Below are 14,650 nucleotides of genomic sequence, written 5' to 3'. Positions count from 1 at the left end.
ATAAAAAAAGCGGGCCGGCGGCCCGCTTTTTTGTTGTGCCGCTCCTGAAGCGGCCGCCCTCGGTGCCAGGCCCTGCGTTGCCGCAGTGCCGGGCACCCGGGCCGTACCGGTCAGCGGCTGATCGGCTTGTAGCGCAGACGCTTCGGCTTCGCGGCTTCTTCGCCGAGGCGTGCACGCTTGTCGGCTTCGTACTCCTGGTAGTTGCCGTCGAAGAACGTGACCTGCGAATCGCCTTCGAATGCGAGGATGTGCGTCGCGATCCGGTCGAGGAACCAGCGATCGTGCGAGATCACCATCACCGAGCCCGCGAATTCGAGCAGCGCGTCTTCCAGCGCGCGCAGCGTTTCGACGTCGAGGTCGTTCGACGGTTCGTCGAGCAGCAGCACGTTGCCGCCCGAGATCAGCGTCTTCGCGAGGTGCAGGCGGCCGCGTTCACCGCCGGACAGGTTGCCGACGATCTTCTGCTGGTCGCCGCCCTTGAAGTTGAAGCGGCCGATGTACGCGCGCGACGGCGTTTCGTACTTGCCCACCGTCAGCACGTCGGCGCCGCCCGAGATTTCCTCGAACACCGTCTTCGTGCCGTCGAGCGCGTCGCGGCTCTGGTCGACGTACGCGAGCTTCACGGTCGGCCCCATCACGACTTCGCCCGAATCCGGCTGTTCCTTGCCCGTCAGCATCCGGAACAGCGTCGACTTGCCGGCGCCGTTCGGGCCGATGATGCCGACGATCGCGCCAGCCGGGATCTTCAGGTTCAGGTTGTCGATCAGCAGGCGGTCGCCGAACGCCTTGCTGACGTTCTTGAACTCGATCACTTCATTGCCGAGGCGGTCGCCGACCGGGATGAAGATTTCCTGCGTTTCGTTGCGCTTCTGGTATTCCTGGCTGTTCAGTTCCTCGAAGCGCGCGATACGTGCCTTCGACTTCGCCTGACGGCCCTTCGGGTTCTGGCGCACCCACTCCAGTTCCTTCTTGATCGCCTTCTGGCGTGCCGATTCCGACGATTCTTCCTGCTTCAGGCGCTCTTCCTTCTGGTCGAGCCAGCTGCTGTAGTTGCCCTTCCACGGAATGCCGTGGCCGCGGTCGAGTTCGAGAATCCACTCGGCCGCGTTGTCGAGGAAGTAGCGATCGTGGGTGACCGCGACCACGGTGCCCGGGAAGCGCACCAGGAACTGCTCGAGCCAGTCGACCGATTCGGCGTCGAGGTGGTTGGTCGGTTCGTCGAGCAGCAGCATGTCCGGCTTTTCGAGCAGCAGCTTGCACAGCGCGACGCGGCGCTTTTCACCGCCCGACAGGTGTTCGATCTTTGCGTCCCACGACGGCAGGCGCAGTGCGTCGGCGGCCACTTCGAGCTGCTGCTCGGGGCTGCCGCCGTCGCTCGACGCGAGAATCGCTTCGTACTTCGCCTGCTCGGCCGCGAGCGCGTCGAAGTCGGCGTCCGGCTCCGCGTACGCCGCGTAGATTTCTTCCAGCTTCTTGTTCGCCTGGAACAGGTCGCCGAGGCCGTCCTCGACGGCTTCGCGCACCGTCTTCGTCGGGTCGAGCTGCGGCTCCTGCGGCAGGTAGCCGATGTTCAGGTTCGGCATCGGCGTCGCTTCGCCTTCGATGTCCTTGTCGACGCCCGCCATGATGCGGATCAGCGTCGACTTGCCCGAGCCGTTCAGGCCGAGCACGCCGATCTTCGCGCCGGGAAAGAACGACAGCGAGATGTCCTTCAGGATCTGACGCTTGGGCGGCACGATCTTGCCGACCCGGTTCATCGTGAAAACGTATTGGGCCATTTGGGTGTGAAAGTCAGAAGTGGTTGAGACGGCCGCGCAGCGCACGGGCGGGGCGGCGTCGGGTGATTCGGTACGGAGCGTGCCGCGCATGGCGCGGCGGCGTCGCCGCGTGTCGGCGGCGCGAGCGGCTATTGTACTTCGCCGCCGCCTGCCGCTGGCGCGATGCTGGCCTTTTGGCCAGGGCCATGCTCACAGCCACGCGGCGACGCCGCCGTGCCCCGAGCACGTGCCGCGCCGGTGACGGCTGAAGCTGTACGTGCCGTCGCGGCAGCGTGCGCTCGCACCGTTGGGCACGCGGCCTGATTTCGAATGCGCGGGTGCGTGCACGGTTTCGCCGTCGCGGTTGCGATACGTGTCGTGACGGTCGAGATCGGCTTCGTTGCCGTAGCCGGGCGACGCGCGGTACGCGTATGCCGGATGGGGCAGCGCGGCGCACGCGACGAAGAGCGCGGCGGACAGCGTCGCGATGCGTGTGGCGCGGCGGAGCAGGGCAGGCATGGTCTCTCTCGGTCTGTTGTTATCGGTGCCGGGCCGCATGTTAGCCGATCGGCCGCGGATCGGCGTCGCGCGGGGGGCGTGGCGCTACGCCGCGCCGGACATCGACGCCGCGCCGTCGGCCTGCGCGGCGTCGAGGATCCACCGACGAAAAGCGGCGACCTTCGGCCGTTCCGCGTGATGCGGCGGATAGACGAGGTAGTACGCGAAATCGTCCAGCCATGCGACGTCGGCGAGCTGCACGAGCCGGCCGCTTGCCAGCTCGCCGCGCACCATCGCGGCCGGCAGCAGCCCGGCGCCCTGGCCGGCGACGATCGCCTGCAGCAACAGGCCCGAGTCGTCGAACGCGGGGCCGCGCGGCGGGCCGAAGTCGTCGATCCGCTGCGCGCCGAACCAGATGTGCCAGCCCTTGCGCTCGGCGTCGTGCAACTGCGGCCAGCCGACGAGATCGGCTGGCGTCGCCGGCATGCCGAGCCGCGCGACGAGGTCGGGCGACGCTAGCGCGACGATCTCCACCGTCAGCAGGCGCTCGCTGCACAGCCCGATGTAGCGTCCGAGGCCGTGACGGATCGCGACGTCGACACCGTCGCGCGAAAAGTCCGCCAGTGCGTGGCTCGTGACGACCTGCAGGTCGACGTCCGGGCAAGCCTCGCGGAACCGGGCGAGGCGCGGGACGAGCCATGCGGATGCGAAGAACGGCGTGACGCTTACCGTCAGCACGCCGCTGTCGGCGGCGCCGGACACGCGCTGCGACGCATCGGCGATCTGCCTGAACGCGTTGCGCACCGGCGGCAGGTAGTCGCGGCCGGCGGCCGTGAGCAGGATGCCGCGGTTGACGCGTTCGAACAGCTGCACACCGAGATGCGCCTCCAGCGTGCGAATCATCTGGCTTACCGCGCCGGGCGTGACCGACAGCTCCTCGGCCGCCGCTTTCACCGACAGGTGGCGGGCGGCCGCTTCGAATGCGCGCAGCGCGTTGAGGGGCGGCAAGCGGGAACGATTCATTGAGTTTTTCTAAATCGAAAGTCCGACGAAATATCGTTTGAGACGATGCGTACGCGCGAGTACCGTTGACGCATCGGATCGCCTGCTTCGCGACTGCTCGTCGGCAGCCGATGCGATCAACATAGTTCAACTATATCCATGAGGCAATCCGGTCGCTGCCGGCGGCCGGTGGAACCTGAGAGGAGCATCGTCATGAACCGCCCGGGCGCATCGCGCCTTTTTTACGGCTGGTACGTGGTTGCAGCCGCGTTCGCCGTCACGTTCGTCGGTTTCGGCAGCGCGTATACGTTCAGCGCGTTCGTCGAGTCGCTGCAGCGGGATTTCGCCGCGTCGCGCGGGCAGATCTCGCTCGTGTTCTCGCTCGCCGGCTTCCTGTATTTCGGGTTCGGCATCGTTAGCGGGCCGCTGGCCGACCGCTTCGGCTCGCGGCGGCTGGCCATCGTCGGGATGCTGCTGACGGGCGCCGGGCTCGCGGCTGCCGGCGCCGCGCATACGCTGGTGCAGGTCTATGTCGCGTACGGGCTCGGTGTCGGTCTCGGCGTCGGCTGCGCGTACGTGCCGGCCGTCGGCGCGGTGCAGCGCTGGTTCGTGCGCCGGCGAGGTTTTGCGTCGGGGCTCGCGGTCGCGGGGATCGGTGTCGGCACGCTCGTGATGCCGCCGCTCGCGTCCGCGTTGATTGCGCAGGTCAGCTGGCGCGGCGCGTATTTCACGCTGGCCGTGATCGCGGTCGTGATCGGCGCGGGGATGTCGCTGCTGATCGAGAACGATCCGCGCGGGCGTGGGTTGCTGCCGGACGGGGAGGCGGCGCATGAGGCCGTCGAAGGCGGCGGCGCGCACGTCACCGGGCGTGATGCGGGGCATCCGGTGTCTGGGGCAGTGGCGGGTCGCAAGCCGGGCGCCGCTTCGGCGTCTGCCGGCGCCACGGTGCGCGAAGCCGTCACGTCGCGCCCGTTCGCGAGCCTCTACGCGGCATGCCTCATCTGCTCGTTCGGCGTGTTCGTCCCGTTCGTTCACCTCGTGCCGTACGCGCTCGATCATGGCGTCGCGTCGTCGACGGCCGTGCTGCTGCTCGGCGCGATCGGCGTCGGCAGCACGGCCGGCCGCTTCTTCCTCGGTGGCCTTGCCGACCGCTTCGGCCGCCGCACATCGCTGCTCGCGATGTTCGCCGGCATGGCCGTTGCGCTCGTCGCGTGGGCCGGTGCCGGCACCGTCGCGACGCTCGCCGCGTTCGCACTCGTGTTCGGCGTGTTCTACGGCGGTTGGGTCGCAGTGCTGCCGGCGGTCGTGATGGACTATTTCGGCGGCCGCAACGTGAGCGGGATCATCGGCGTGCTCTATACGAGCATCGCATTCGGCACGCTGATCGGGCCGACCGCGGCCGGCTTCATCTACGACGCGGGCGGCGGCTATCTCGTGCCGATCCTGGGCAGCGCCGCCGCGAATGCGATCGCCTTCGCGATCGTCGCGACGACGGGGCGTGCCGCGACGGCCGCCCGTGCGGCGCGCGGATAGGTGCGCTTCGCCCGGCGTACCTTCGCGAATTCCGGTAGGGTGGCCGGATCCCTCAACGAAGACGTGCAGTCGGGAGGCCCGATGACATTCGACGAAGTCCGGCAGATCGCACTGGCATGGCGTGGCGTCGAGGAAGGCACGTCGTACGGCACGCCCGCACTCAAGGTAAGGGGCAAGATGCTCGCGCGGCTGCGCGAGGACGGCGACACGCTCGTCGTGAAGGGTGTCGGCCCCGACGAGCGCGCGTGGCTGATCGAATCGGAACCCGACGTGTATTACGTGACGGATCACTATCTCGGCTGGCCGATCGTGCTGGTGCGGCTGTCGGCGGCCCGTCCGGACGCCGTGAAAAACCTGCTTCTGCGAGAATGGCAGGCTGTCGTCCCCGCCAAATGGCGCGACGAGATGGCGCGCGGCCCGAGCTGACGCGAAGGTTGCTGCAGCTTGCTGCCCGGCGTCGACGGGCGCTTCAGGCGCGCGCGAGGCGCCGCGAATGGCACAAGCGTTGCATCGATCGACGTCGATGCAACAAGTGGTTCCATCGAAATTCTTCAATTGGTTCTTAGTGAAGAACCGTTTGATGCTTACACTCCTTCGCTTCGAAGGCAGCTGACGAAAGCCGACGGAAAGGGCGCACGCGATGCGCCGGCGCGCTGCGCGCCGCATCGCACCCGCAGCTTCGCAAACTGCACGGCGCACCCGTTCCGGAACGGCCCCCCGATCCGGCCCCGCGCCTGCATCCCGTACAGGCGCCGCGTCCGGCCCGGCTCAAGAACAACAATCCCCCGTGCTGCCTTCACGCGATACCCGGCCATACCGGAACCGTTTTTTGGAGAGAGACAGATGAGTGGAAGCAACACAGGCCTCGGTACGGGCCTGAAGCAGCGTCACGTGACGATGATGTCGATTGCCGGCGTCATCGGCGCAGGCTTGTTCGTCGGCTCCGGCCACGCGATCGCGGAGGCCGGCCCGGCATCGATCCTCGCGTATGCGATCGCGGGCGTGCTGGTCGTGCTGGTGATGCGCATGCTCGGCGAAATGGCCGTCGCGCATCCGGACAGTGGGTCGTTCTCCACCTATGCCGATCGCGCGATCGGCCATTGGGCCGGTTTCTCGATCGGCTGGCTGTACTGGTGGTTCTGGGTGCTCGTGATCCCGATCGAGGCGACGGCCGCCGCGACCATCCTGAATGCGTGGTTCCCCTCCGTCGCGACCTGGATTTTCGCGCTCGGCATCACGCTGGTGCTGACGGTCACCAACCTCTTCTCGGTCAAGAACTACGGCGAATTCGAATTCTGGTTCGCGCTGATCAAGGTCGTCGCGATCGTCGTGTTCCTGTGCATCGGCGGGGCGGCGATCGTCGGCATCATCCCTGCGCCGGCCGTGTCGGGTGTATCTAACCTGTTTGCGCATGGCGGCTTCATGCCGCACGGCGCGAGCGCGGTGCTTGCGGCGATGCTGACCACGATGTTTTCGTTCCTCGGCACCGAGATCGTGACGATCGCGGCCGCCGAATCGGACAACCCGCAACGCCAGATCGTGCGTGCGACCAACTCGGTGATCTGGCGCATCACGCTGTTCTATCTCGGCTCGATTCTCGTCGTCGCGGCCATCGTGCCGTGGAACGATCCGCTGCTGCCGACGCACGGCTCGTATCAGCGCGCGATGGAGCTGATCGGCATCCCGAATGCAAAGGCGATCATCGACGTGATCGTGCTCGTGTCGGTCGCGAGCTGCCTGAATTCGGCGCTGTACACCGCGTCGCGGATGCTGTTCTCGCTGTCGAAGCGCAAGGATGCACCGGCGTTCCTGCACCGCACCGATTCGACCGGCACGCCGCGCGCGGCCGTGCTCGCGTCGACCGCGTTCGGCTTCCTGACCGTGATTGCGAACTACCTGATGCCGGAGCAGGTGTTCGGCTTCCTGCTCGCGACGTCGGGCGCGATCGCGCTGCTCGTGTATCTGGTGATCGCGATCTCGCAGCTGCGGATGCGCAAGACGCTCGAGTCGACCGGCGCGGACCTGACGCTGCGGATGTGGCTGTTCCCGTGGCTCACGTGGGCGGTGATCCTGTTCATCTGCAGCACGCTGACCGTGATGCTCGTGAGCGAGGATCACCGGATGGAAGTGGGCGCGACGGCCGTGCTGGCGTTGATCGTGTTGCTGGCGTCGTGGCTGAACAAGCGTGGTCGCGATGCGCAGGCAAGCGAAGGGCGGCGCGTGTCGGCAACGTGATGCCGTGACGTGACAGCAGGGCGGAAAGCCCTGGTCACGAAAATGGCCCGATCGGCGTTTGCCGGTCGGGCCATGTGTTTTTCGAGGCGGGCAGAAGCCGTCACGGGCATCGAACGAGACGCAATATCGATCGCGCAGATCGTGGCTGCCGCGTGGCGACGGGCGTGTCGTCTGCGGCAACGATCGTCGCCTATACTCCACGAGAAGAAAAATGGCGGGGTGGGCGATGGGGACGGTGCATAGATCGGGCGGCCGTGCGGCCGACGCGCGACGCCTCGGTACGTACGCGGCTGTGGTGTTCGCACTGCAGATCGTCATCCTGGCCGTCTGGGCGTTCCGATACTACGGTTTGCACGATCGTGCCTCCCCGATGGTCGGGTCGGACTTCGCGGTATTCTGGACGGCGGCGCGTGTTGCGATCGAACACGGCGCCGCGGCCATCTTTTCGCCCCGGGTGATGCAGCCGATCGAAGCCGCACTGCGACCGCTCGCTGATTTCACCCCGTGGCCGTATCCGCCGACCTTCCTGCTCGTCGTCATCCCGTTCGGCCTCGTACCGTTCGTCGCCGCGCTCGTGATGTTCGGCGTGCTGCAGATCGCCTGCTACACCGCGGTCATGGCGCGTCTGGTACGCCCGCTCGACGGGCAGTTGCGCATCGCGATCGCTGCATTTCCCGGGCTGATCGGCACGGCACTCCCCATGCAGAATGCCTTTCTGACCGTGGCCGCGGCCGCCGCCGCGCTCATGCTGCTCGAATCGAGCCCGGTCGTCGCGGGTGCGTGCATCGCGGTTCTGGTCGTGAAGCCGCAGTTCGGCATCCTGTTTCCGTTGGCACTGGTCTACGGGCGGCACTGGAAGGCATTGATATCGGCCGGCGTGTTCAGTGCCGGTATCGTCGCGGTGTCGGTGGCCGCGTTCGGCGTGCGTGCATGGGCTGCGTTCTTTGCGTTCATGCCGGAATTCCACCGCAATGTGGTCGAGTACGGTGACACGTTCCGGCGGGGCATGCCGTCGACGATGTCGCTCGCCCGGGCGGCCGGGCTGCCTGTCGGATCCGCCTACGTCGTACATGTGGTCGTCGCGATTCTGGCGGCCGCGGCGGTCGCTTGCGTGTGGATGCGCCGCGCGCGCTTCGAGCTCCGCGCTGCCGCGGTGGCGGCCGGTACGCTGCTCGTGCAGCCTTACTACATGTATTACGACCTGCTCTGGCTGGTGCTGCCGATTGCATACCTGATGCTGGATGCACGGCACGTCCGATTGCGCCGATCCGAGGTCGTGGTCGTCGTGCTGGCCTGGGTCGCGCCGGCGCAGGCGTTCATCGCGACGATTACCGGAACGGGATGGCCGGTCGCATCGGTGATTCTGATTGCGGTGCTCGCGATGATCGTGCGGCGAAGCGGTGCCCCGGCGAGGGTGGCTGCGTAGCGGTTGCTTCGCGTGTCTGTTCGTACGCAGCGTTGCCCACGCGTGCGCATGCAATGGAGCAGGGCGACGCCCCGGAATGCAAAAAGGCCCGCATATCGCGGGCCTTGATGCTGTGCGGTGCCGGTGCGGCCGACATGCCGCGGTTCGACACGTTTCCGTCAGACGTTGAACAGGAAGTTCATCACGTCGCCGTCGTGCACGACATATTCCTTCCCTTCCGCGCGCATCTTGCCGGCTTCCTTCGCACCCTGTTCACCCTTGTACGAGATGAAGTCGTCGAACGCGATCGTCTGCGCGCGGATGAAGCCGCGCTCGAAGTCGGTGTGGATCACGCCGGCCGCTTGCGGCGCCGTGTCGCCGATATGGATCGTCCACGCGCGCACTTCCTTCACGCCCGCGGTGAAGTAGGTCTGCAGGCCGAGCAGCTTGAAGCCCGCACGGATCACGCGGTCGAGGCCCGGCTCTTCCATGCCCATGTCGGCGAGGAACGCTTCCTTGTCCGCGTCGTCGAGATCGGCGATTTCCGCCTCGATCGCCGCGCACACGGCCACGACCGGCGCGTTCTCGCTTTCCGCGTACTTGCGCACCGCGTCGAGGTGCGGGTTGTTCTCGAAGCCGTCGTCCTTCACGTTGGCGACGTACATCGTCGGCTTCGCGGTAATCAGGCAGAACGGCTTGAGCAGCGCCTGTTCGTCGTCCGACAGCGCGAGGCCGCGCACGGCCTTGCCCTGGTCGAGCTGCGCGCGCACCTTCTCGAGCACCGCGACGAGCTTCGCTGCTTCCTTGTCGTTGCCCGATTTCGCGGCCTTCGAATAGCGCGTGAGCGCCTTCTCGACGGTGCCGAGGTCGGCGAGCGCGAGTTCGGTGTTGATCACTTCGATGTCGTCGATCGGGCTGACCTTGCCGGCGACGTGAATGACGTTCTCGTCCTCGAAGCAGCGCACAACGTGCGTGATCGCGTCGGTTTCGCGAATGTTCGCGAGGAACTGGTTGCCGAGGCCTTCACCCTTGCTCGCGCCCGCGACGAGGCCCGCGATGTCGACGAATTCGACGACGGCCGGCACGATGCGCTCGGGGCTGATGATTTCAGCGAGCGCCTTCAGGCGCGAATCGGGCACTTCGACGATGCCGACGTTCGGCTCGATCGTGCAGAACGGGTAGTTCTCGGCGGCGATGCCGGCCTTGGTCAGCGCATTGAACAGGGTGGACTTGCCGACGTTGGGCAAGCCGACGATGCCGCATTTGAGACTCATGGAATCCTTCGGACGGGTAAGGCGGCGCGGCCGGACAGGGCACGGCGGCGCGGGAAAAAAGGGCGGCCGGCGCTTGGGGCGCGGCGGGCCGACGGTCAAAGTCGCTATTGTACCGTGCCGACGCCCCGGATTCCGGGCTGGCGCCGAATGGCCGATGCGGCGGGCCGCCGCGCCGCGGCATCGGCCTGCGATTCTGCTGATTTCCCGCAAAGTCCGGCCGCGTAAGGGTTTGGCCCCGCGGCTATAATGCCCGCCATGACTGCCCACCACACCTTCGACGTCGCCGTGGTCGGCGGCGGGCTCGTCGGCAAGACGGCCGCGCTCGCGCTGACCCAGTCCGGCTACAAGACAGCCTTGCTCGCCCAGCCGGCCACGCCGCGCCCCGCCGATCTCGCGTTCGACACGCGCGTCTACGCGCTGTCCTCCAGTTCGCAGGCCTTGCTCGAGCGGCTGCGGGTCTGGCAGGCGCTCGACCATGGCCGGCTCGCACCGGTCTACGACATGCGCGTGTACGGCGATGCGCACGCGGAACTGCATTTCTCCGCGTACCAGGCGTCCGTGCCACAGCTCGCGTGGATCGCCGAGTCGTCGCTGGTCGAGGCGTCGCTCGACGCTGCGCTGCGGTTCCAGCCGAACCTCACGTGGTTCGATGCGCGCGCGCAGGGCTTCGACGTACGCGACGATGCGGCCGTGCTCACGCTGTCGTCGGGGCAGGTGCTGGAAGCGGACCTCATCGTCGGCGCCGATGGCGCGCATTCGTGGGTGCGCTCGCAAATGGGGGCCAAAATCGAGCGGCGCGACTACCGGCAGACGGGCGTTGTCGCGAACTTCAAGGCGTCGCTGCCGCACCGCGAGACGGCCTACCAGTGGTTCCACGAAGGCGAGATCGTCGCGCTGCTGCCGCTGCCGGACGGCCATGTGTCGCTCGTCTGGTCCGCGCACACCGCGCATGCGGACGAATTGCTCACCCTCGATCCGGCACAGCTCGCGGCCGAAGTCGAGCGCGTGTCGCATGGCCAGGTCGGTTCGCTCGACTGCGTGACGCCGGCCGCCGGCTTCCCGCTGGCGCTGCAGACGGTCGACAAGCTGATCGCGCCGCGCGTCGCGCTGGTCGGCGATGCCGCGCATCTGATCCACCCGCTCGCGGGGCAGGGGATGAACCTCGGGCTGCGCGACGTCGCGGCGCTTGCCGACGCGATCGCAGGCAAGGAAAGCTTCCGCAACCTCGGCGATACGGTGCTGCTGCGCCGCTACGAGCGTTCGCGCCGCGAGGACATCCGCGCGCTGATGGTCGCGACCGACGGCCTGCAGCGGCTGTTCGCGGTGCCGGGCTCGCTCGCGAAGGCCGTGCGCAACGCGGGCATGGCCTTCGTCGGCGCGCAGCCGCTCGTGAAGCGCTGGCTCGTGTCGGCCGCGCTCGGCTGATCGAACCTTCGGCCGCTTCGCCGGTCGGACACGGTTCCGTTACGGCGTACACTGTGCCGTGCACACCGATTGAGCTGAAGGAAGATTTCGATGAAAAAAACGATCCGCATCGCGTCGCTGGCGCTGGCCGTCACGATGGCGACGCTTGGCTGCACCGCGCAGGCCGACCAGACCACCGACAAGCTGAAAGCCACGCTGCAGGCCCGTCTCGGCAACGACGCGCCGATCAAGAGTGTGTCGAAATCGCCGGTTGCGGGCCTTTATGAAGTCAACCTCGGCACGCAGATCATCTATAGCGATGCGGCGGGCGACTACGTGCTGCTCGGCGATCTCGTCGACGCCAAGACGCACAAGAACCTGACCGACGCACGCCTGTCCGAAATCAACAAGATCGATTTCGCGAGCCTGCCGTTCGCGAATGCGATCAAGGTCGTCAAGGGCAACGGTGCCCGCAAGATTGCGGTGTTCTCCGACCCGAACTGCCCGTACTGCAAGAAGCTCGAGACGACGCTGCAGTCGATCGACAACGTGACCGTCTACACGTTCCTGTACCCGGTGCTGTCGCCGGATTCGACCGCGAAGTCGAAGGCGATCTGGTGTGCGACCGACCGCGCGAAAACGTGGCAGAGCTGGATGCTCGACCATCGCGCCCCGTCCGGCGCCGGTACCTGCGATACCACCGCGCTCGACAAGAACCTCGCGCTCGGCCGCGGGATGAACGTCACGGGCACGCCGACGATCTTCCTGCCGGACGGCCGCCGTCTGCCGGGCGCGGTGTCGGCCGACCAGCTCAACCAGGCGCTCGCCTCGAACAAGTAACCGACCACACGCCGGGCCGCATGGCCCGGCCAGCGAGGGGCGCCCGCATGATCTGCCGGCGCCTCTCTTCGTTTTCGCCGCCGTATTCGACCGACCGATTGCCACGATGACCCAGCCGATCCGCTATTCGATTGTCCCGAAAGATCTTGCCGCGCACTTGTTCGAAGTGTCGGTGACGGTCGCCGATCCCGATCCCGAAGGCCAGCGCTTTTCGCTGCCGGTGTGGATTCCGGGCAGCTACCTCGTGCGCGAGTTCGCGCGCAACATCGTGACGCTCGGCGCATTCAACGATGCGGGCCGCAAGGTGCGGATCGCGAAGACCGACAAGCACACCTGGCAGGCCGCACCCGTGAACGGCACGCTGACGCTGCGCTACGACGTGTATGCGTGGGACCTGTCGGTGCGCTCCGCGTATCTCGACGAATCGGGCGGCTTCTTCAACGCGACGGCCGTGTTCCTGAGCGTCGCGGGCCGCGAAGACGCGCCGTGTGAAGTCGACATCGCGAAGCCGGCCGGTGCGGCGTTCCACGCATGGCGCGTCGGCACCGCGTTGCCCGAGGCGCGCGGCACGAAGCGCTACGGGTTCGGCGCGTACCGCGCGTCGAACTACGATGAGCTCTCCGACCATCCGGTGACGATCGGCGAATTCGCGCTCGCGACGTTCGACGCACACGGCGTGCCGCACGACATCGTGATCGCGGGGCGTGTGACACAGCTCGACATGGAGCGCCTGCGTACCGACCTGAAGCGCGTGTGCGAAGCGCAGATCGCGCTGTTCGAGCCGAAATCGAAGAAAGCGCCGATGGACCGCTACGTGTTCATGACGCTGGCCGTCAGCGACGGCTACGGCGGCCTCGAGCATCGCGCGTCGACCGCGCTGATCTGCAACCGCACCGACCTGCCGGTGAAGGGGCGGCCGGAAACGACGGAAGGCTATCGCACGTATCTCGGCCTCTGCAGCCACGAATACTTCCATACGTGGAACGTGAAGCGCATCAAGCCGGCGGCGTTCGTGCCGTACGACCTGACGCGCGAGAACTACACGTCGCTGCTGTGGCTGTTCGAAGGCTTCACGTCGTATTACGACGACCTGATGCTGGTGCGCAGCGGGCTGATGTCGCGGGACGAATATTTCGCGGCGCTCGGCCGTACGGTCGGCGGCGTGCTGCGCGGCACGGGGCGCCTGAAGCAAAGCGTTGCGGAAAGCTCGTTCGACGCGTGGATCAAGTACTACCGGCAGGACGAGAACGCGACCAACGCGATCGTCAGCTACTACACGAAGGGTTCGCTCGTTGCGCTCGCCTTCGATCTCGCGATCCGCGCGCAGACGCGCAACAGGAAGTCGCTCGACGACGTGATGCGCCTGCTGTGGCAACGCTATGGCCGCGATTTCTACCGCGGCAAGCAGGCGGGCGTCGAGGAAAACGAAGTCGAGGCACTGATCGAAGAGGCGACGGGCGTCGCGCTCGGCCGCCTGTTCGCCGATGCCGTGCACGGCACGCGCGACTTGCCGCTCGCCGAGCTGCTCGCACCGTTCGGCGTGACGCTTGCGCCTGATGTCGCGAACGGCGCGGCCGCGAAGCCGACGATCGGCGCGCGCTTGCGCGGTGGCGCGGACTGCACGTTCGCCGCCGTCTACGAAGGCGGCGCCGCACATCGCGCGGGGCTGTCGGCCGGCGACACGCTGATCGCGGTCGACGGGCTGCGCGTCACGGGCACCAACCTCGATGCACTGCTCTCGCGCTACCGGCCGGGTGACAAGGTCGAGGTTCACGCGTTCCGCCGCGACGAGCTGCGCACCGCGAAACTGAAGCTCGACGGCCCGGAAGTCATGCGCTACCGGCTGACGGCGGCCGCGAAGCCGGCTGCGGTCTCGAAGGCCCGGGAGGCCTGGCTGAAGGGTTGAACGGTCTGAAGCGGGTATCGGGGCGCGATCGAGGATTGTTCTGTTGCTGCAACAATCCGTCGCCCTGAACCCGCTTTTTCGCGGTCATGCGGCCGCGCACAATGGCGTCACTCGCGCTACCGAAGCGCAACCCTACTGGAGCCTGACATGACGACCATTCTGCAAATCAATTCCGCGGCACGTTCGCAAGGTGCGCAATCCACGCTGCTGGCCAACGAACTGACGGCAAAGCTGCAACAATCGAACCCCGGCGCGAAGGTCGTGGTTCGCGACCTGCTGGCCGATGCGCTGCCGCACCTCGACGAATCGGTGCTCGGCGCGTTCTTCACGCCGGCCGACCAGCGCACCGCGGAACAGAATGCGATCGTCGCGAAGAGCGATGCACTGATCGCTGAACTGCAAGCTGCCGACATCATCGTGATCGGCGCCCCGATGTACAACTTCGGCATCTCGTCGCAACTGAAGACGTACTTCGACTGGATCGCACGCGCAGGCGTCACGTTCCGCTACACCGAGAATGGTCCGGAAGGCCTGATCAAGGGCAAGAAGGTTCACGTGGTGGCGGCCCGTGGCGGCAAGTACGCCGGTACGCCGAACGACAGCCAGACCCCGTACCTGCGCACGTTCCTCGGCTTCGTCGGCATGACTGACGTGAACTTCATCTTCGCGGAAGGCCTGAACCTCGGGCCGGATGCGCAGAGCGCCTCGCTCGCCGGCGCACGCGAAGCGATCGCCGCCGCGTAAGGTCGACGCGGGTGCGCCGCACCCGCTGCATCGTCCGATAAAAAAACGCCGC

At 66.9% G+C, this 14,650-nt stretch carries 12 protein-coding genes; 8 read left to right on the top strand and 4 right to left on the bottom strand.

Annotation, left to right across the window (positions count from 1 at the left end; all coding sequences use genetic code 11):
* Nucleotides 1-110: 110 nt before the first annotated feature.
* The 3 genes from ettA to gcvA all read right to left on the bottom strand — a co-directional run bounded on the left by ettA (nucleotide 111) and on the right by gcvA (nucleotide 3,278).
* Nucleotides 111-1,778 (bottom strand): energy-dependent translational throttle protein EttA, encoded by a 1,668-nt coding sequence (ettA, locus tag LGN19_RS31740; RefSeq protein ID WP_226219194.1) that lies wholly within the window; start codon nucleotides 1,776-1,778, stop codon nucleotides 111-113.
* 189 nt (nucleotides 1,779-1,967) lie between these two features.
* On the bottom strand, nucleotides 1,968-2,276 hold the full coding sequence (locus LGN19_RS31735) for a DUF3761 domain-containing protein (RefSeq protein ID WP_226219192.1): 309 nt from the start codon (nucleotides 2,274-2,276) through the stop codon (nucleotides 1,968-1,970).
* Between the two features lie 84 nt (nucleotides 2,277-2,360).
* A complete protein-coding gene (gcvA, locus tag LGN19_RS31730; protein ID WP_226219190.1) occupies nucleotides 2,361-3,278 on the bottom strand; it encodes a transcriptional regulator GcvA in 918 nt (305 codons plus the stop codon).
* Nucleotides 3,279-3,470: 192 nt separating this feature from the next.
* On the opposite strand from gcvA, the gene LGN19_RS31725 reads away from it, so the two are divergent.
* The 4 genes from LGN19_RS31725 to LGN19_RS31710 all read left to right on the top strand — a co-directional run bounded on the left by LGN19_RS31725 (nucleotide 3,471) and on the right by LGN19_RS31710 (nucleotide 8,451).
* The gene (locus LGN19_RS31725) at nucleotides 3,471-4,790 is read left to right on the top strand and encodes an MFS transporter (protein ID WP_226219187.1); all 1,320 of its coding nucleotides are present in this window, start codon (nucleotides 3,471-3,473) and stop codon (nucleotides 4,788-4,790) included.
* An 81-nt stretch (nucleotides 4,791-4,871) separates the two neighbouring features.
* Complete coding sequence (locus tag LGN19_RS31720) at nucleotides 4,872-5,216, top strand: MmcQ/YjbR family DNA-binding protein (RefSeq protein ID WP_122944366.1); 345 nt, start codon at nucleotides 4,872-4,874, stop codon at nucleotides 5,214-5,216.
* 417 nt (nucleotides 5,217-5,633) lie between these two features.
* The gene (gene gabP, locus LGN19_RS31715; protein ID WP_122944367.1) at nucleotides 5,634-7,025 is read left to right on the top strand and encodes a GABA permease; all 1,392 of its coding nucleotides are present in this window, start codon (nucleotides 5,634-5,636) and stop codon (nucleotides 7,023-7,025) included.
* Nucleotides 7,026-7,236: 211 nt separating this feature from the next.
* A complete protein-coding gene (locus LGN19_RS31710; protein WP_226219185.1) occupies nucleotides 7,237-8,451 on the top strand; it encodes a glycosyltransferase family 87 protein in 1,215 nt (404 codons plus the stop codon).
* Between the two features lie 158 nt (nucleotides 8,452-8,609).
* On the opposite strand, the gene ychF is transcribed toward LGN19_RS31710, so the two are convergent.
* Nucleotides 8,610-9,704, bottom strand: coding sequence for a redox-regulated ATPase YchF (gene ychF / locus LGN19_RS31705; protein ID WP_122944368.1), 1,095 nt, complete (start codon nucleotides 9,702-9,704; stop codon nucleotides 8,610-8,612).
* 246 nt (nucleotides 9,705-9,950) lie between these two features.
* Between ychF and LGN19_RS31700 the strand changes: the two genes are divergently transcribed.
* The 4 genes from LGN19_RS31700 (at nucleotide 9,951) to LGN19_RS31685 (ending at nucleotide 14,598) form a co-directional block, all read left to right on the top strand.
* Nucleotides 9,951-11,129, top strand: a complete 1,179-nt coding sequence (locus LGN19_RS31700; protein WP_226219183.1) for a UbiH/UbiF family hydroxylase — start codon at nucleotides 9,951-9,953, stop codon at nucleotides 11,127-11,129.
* Between the two features lie 90 nt (nucleotides 11,130-11,219).
* A complete protein-coding gene (locus tag LGN19_RS31695) occupies nucleotides 11,220-11,948 on the top strand; it encodes a DsbC family protein (protein WP_122944370.1) in 729 nt (242 codons plus the stop codon).
* A gap of 106 nt (nucleotides 11,949-12,054) precedes the next feature.
* Nucleotides 12,055-13,854 (top strand): M61 family metallopeptidase, encoded by a 1,800-nt coding sequence (locus LGN19_RS31690; RefSeq protein WP_226219181.1) that lies wholly within the window; start codon nucleotides 12,055-12,057, stop codon nucleotides 13,852-13,854.
* 147 nt (nucleotides 13,855-14,001) lie between these two features.
* The gene (locus LGN19_RS31685; protein ID WP_226219179.1) at nucleotides 14,002-14,598 is read left to right on the top strand and encodes an FMN-dependent NADH-azoreductase; all 597 of its coding nucleotides are present in this window, start codon (nucleotides 14,002-14,004) and stop codon (nucleotides 14,596-14,598) included.
* Nucleotides 14,599-14,650: the final 52 nt, after the last annotated feature.

It is taken from the genome of Burkholderia sp. AU30198, from assembly GCF_020419825.1.
Classification (GTDB): Bacteria; Pseudomonadota; Gammaproteobacteria; order Burkholderiales; family Burkholderiaceae; genus Burkholderia.
This window is presented reverse-complemented; position numbering and strand designations above follow the sequence as displayed.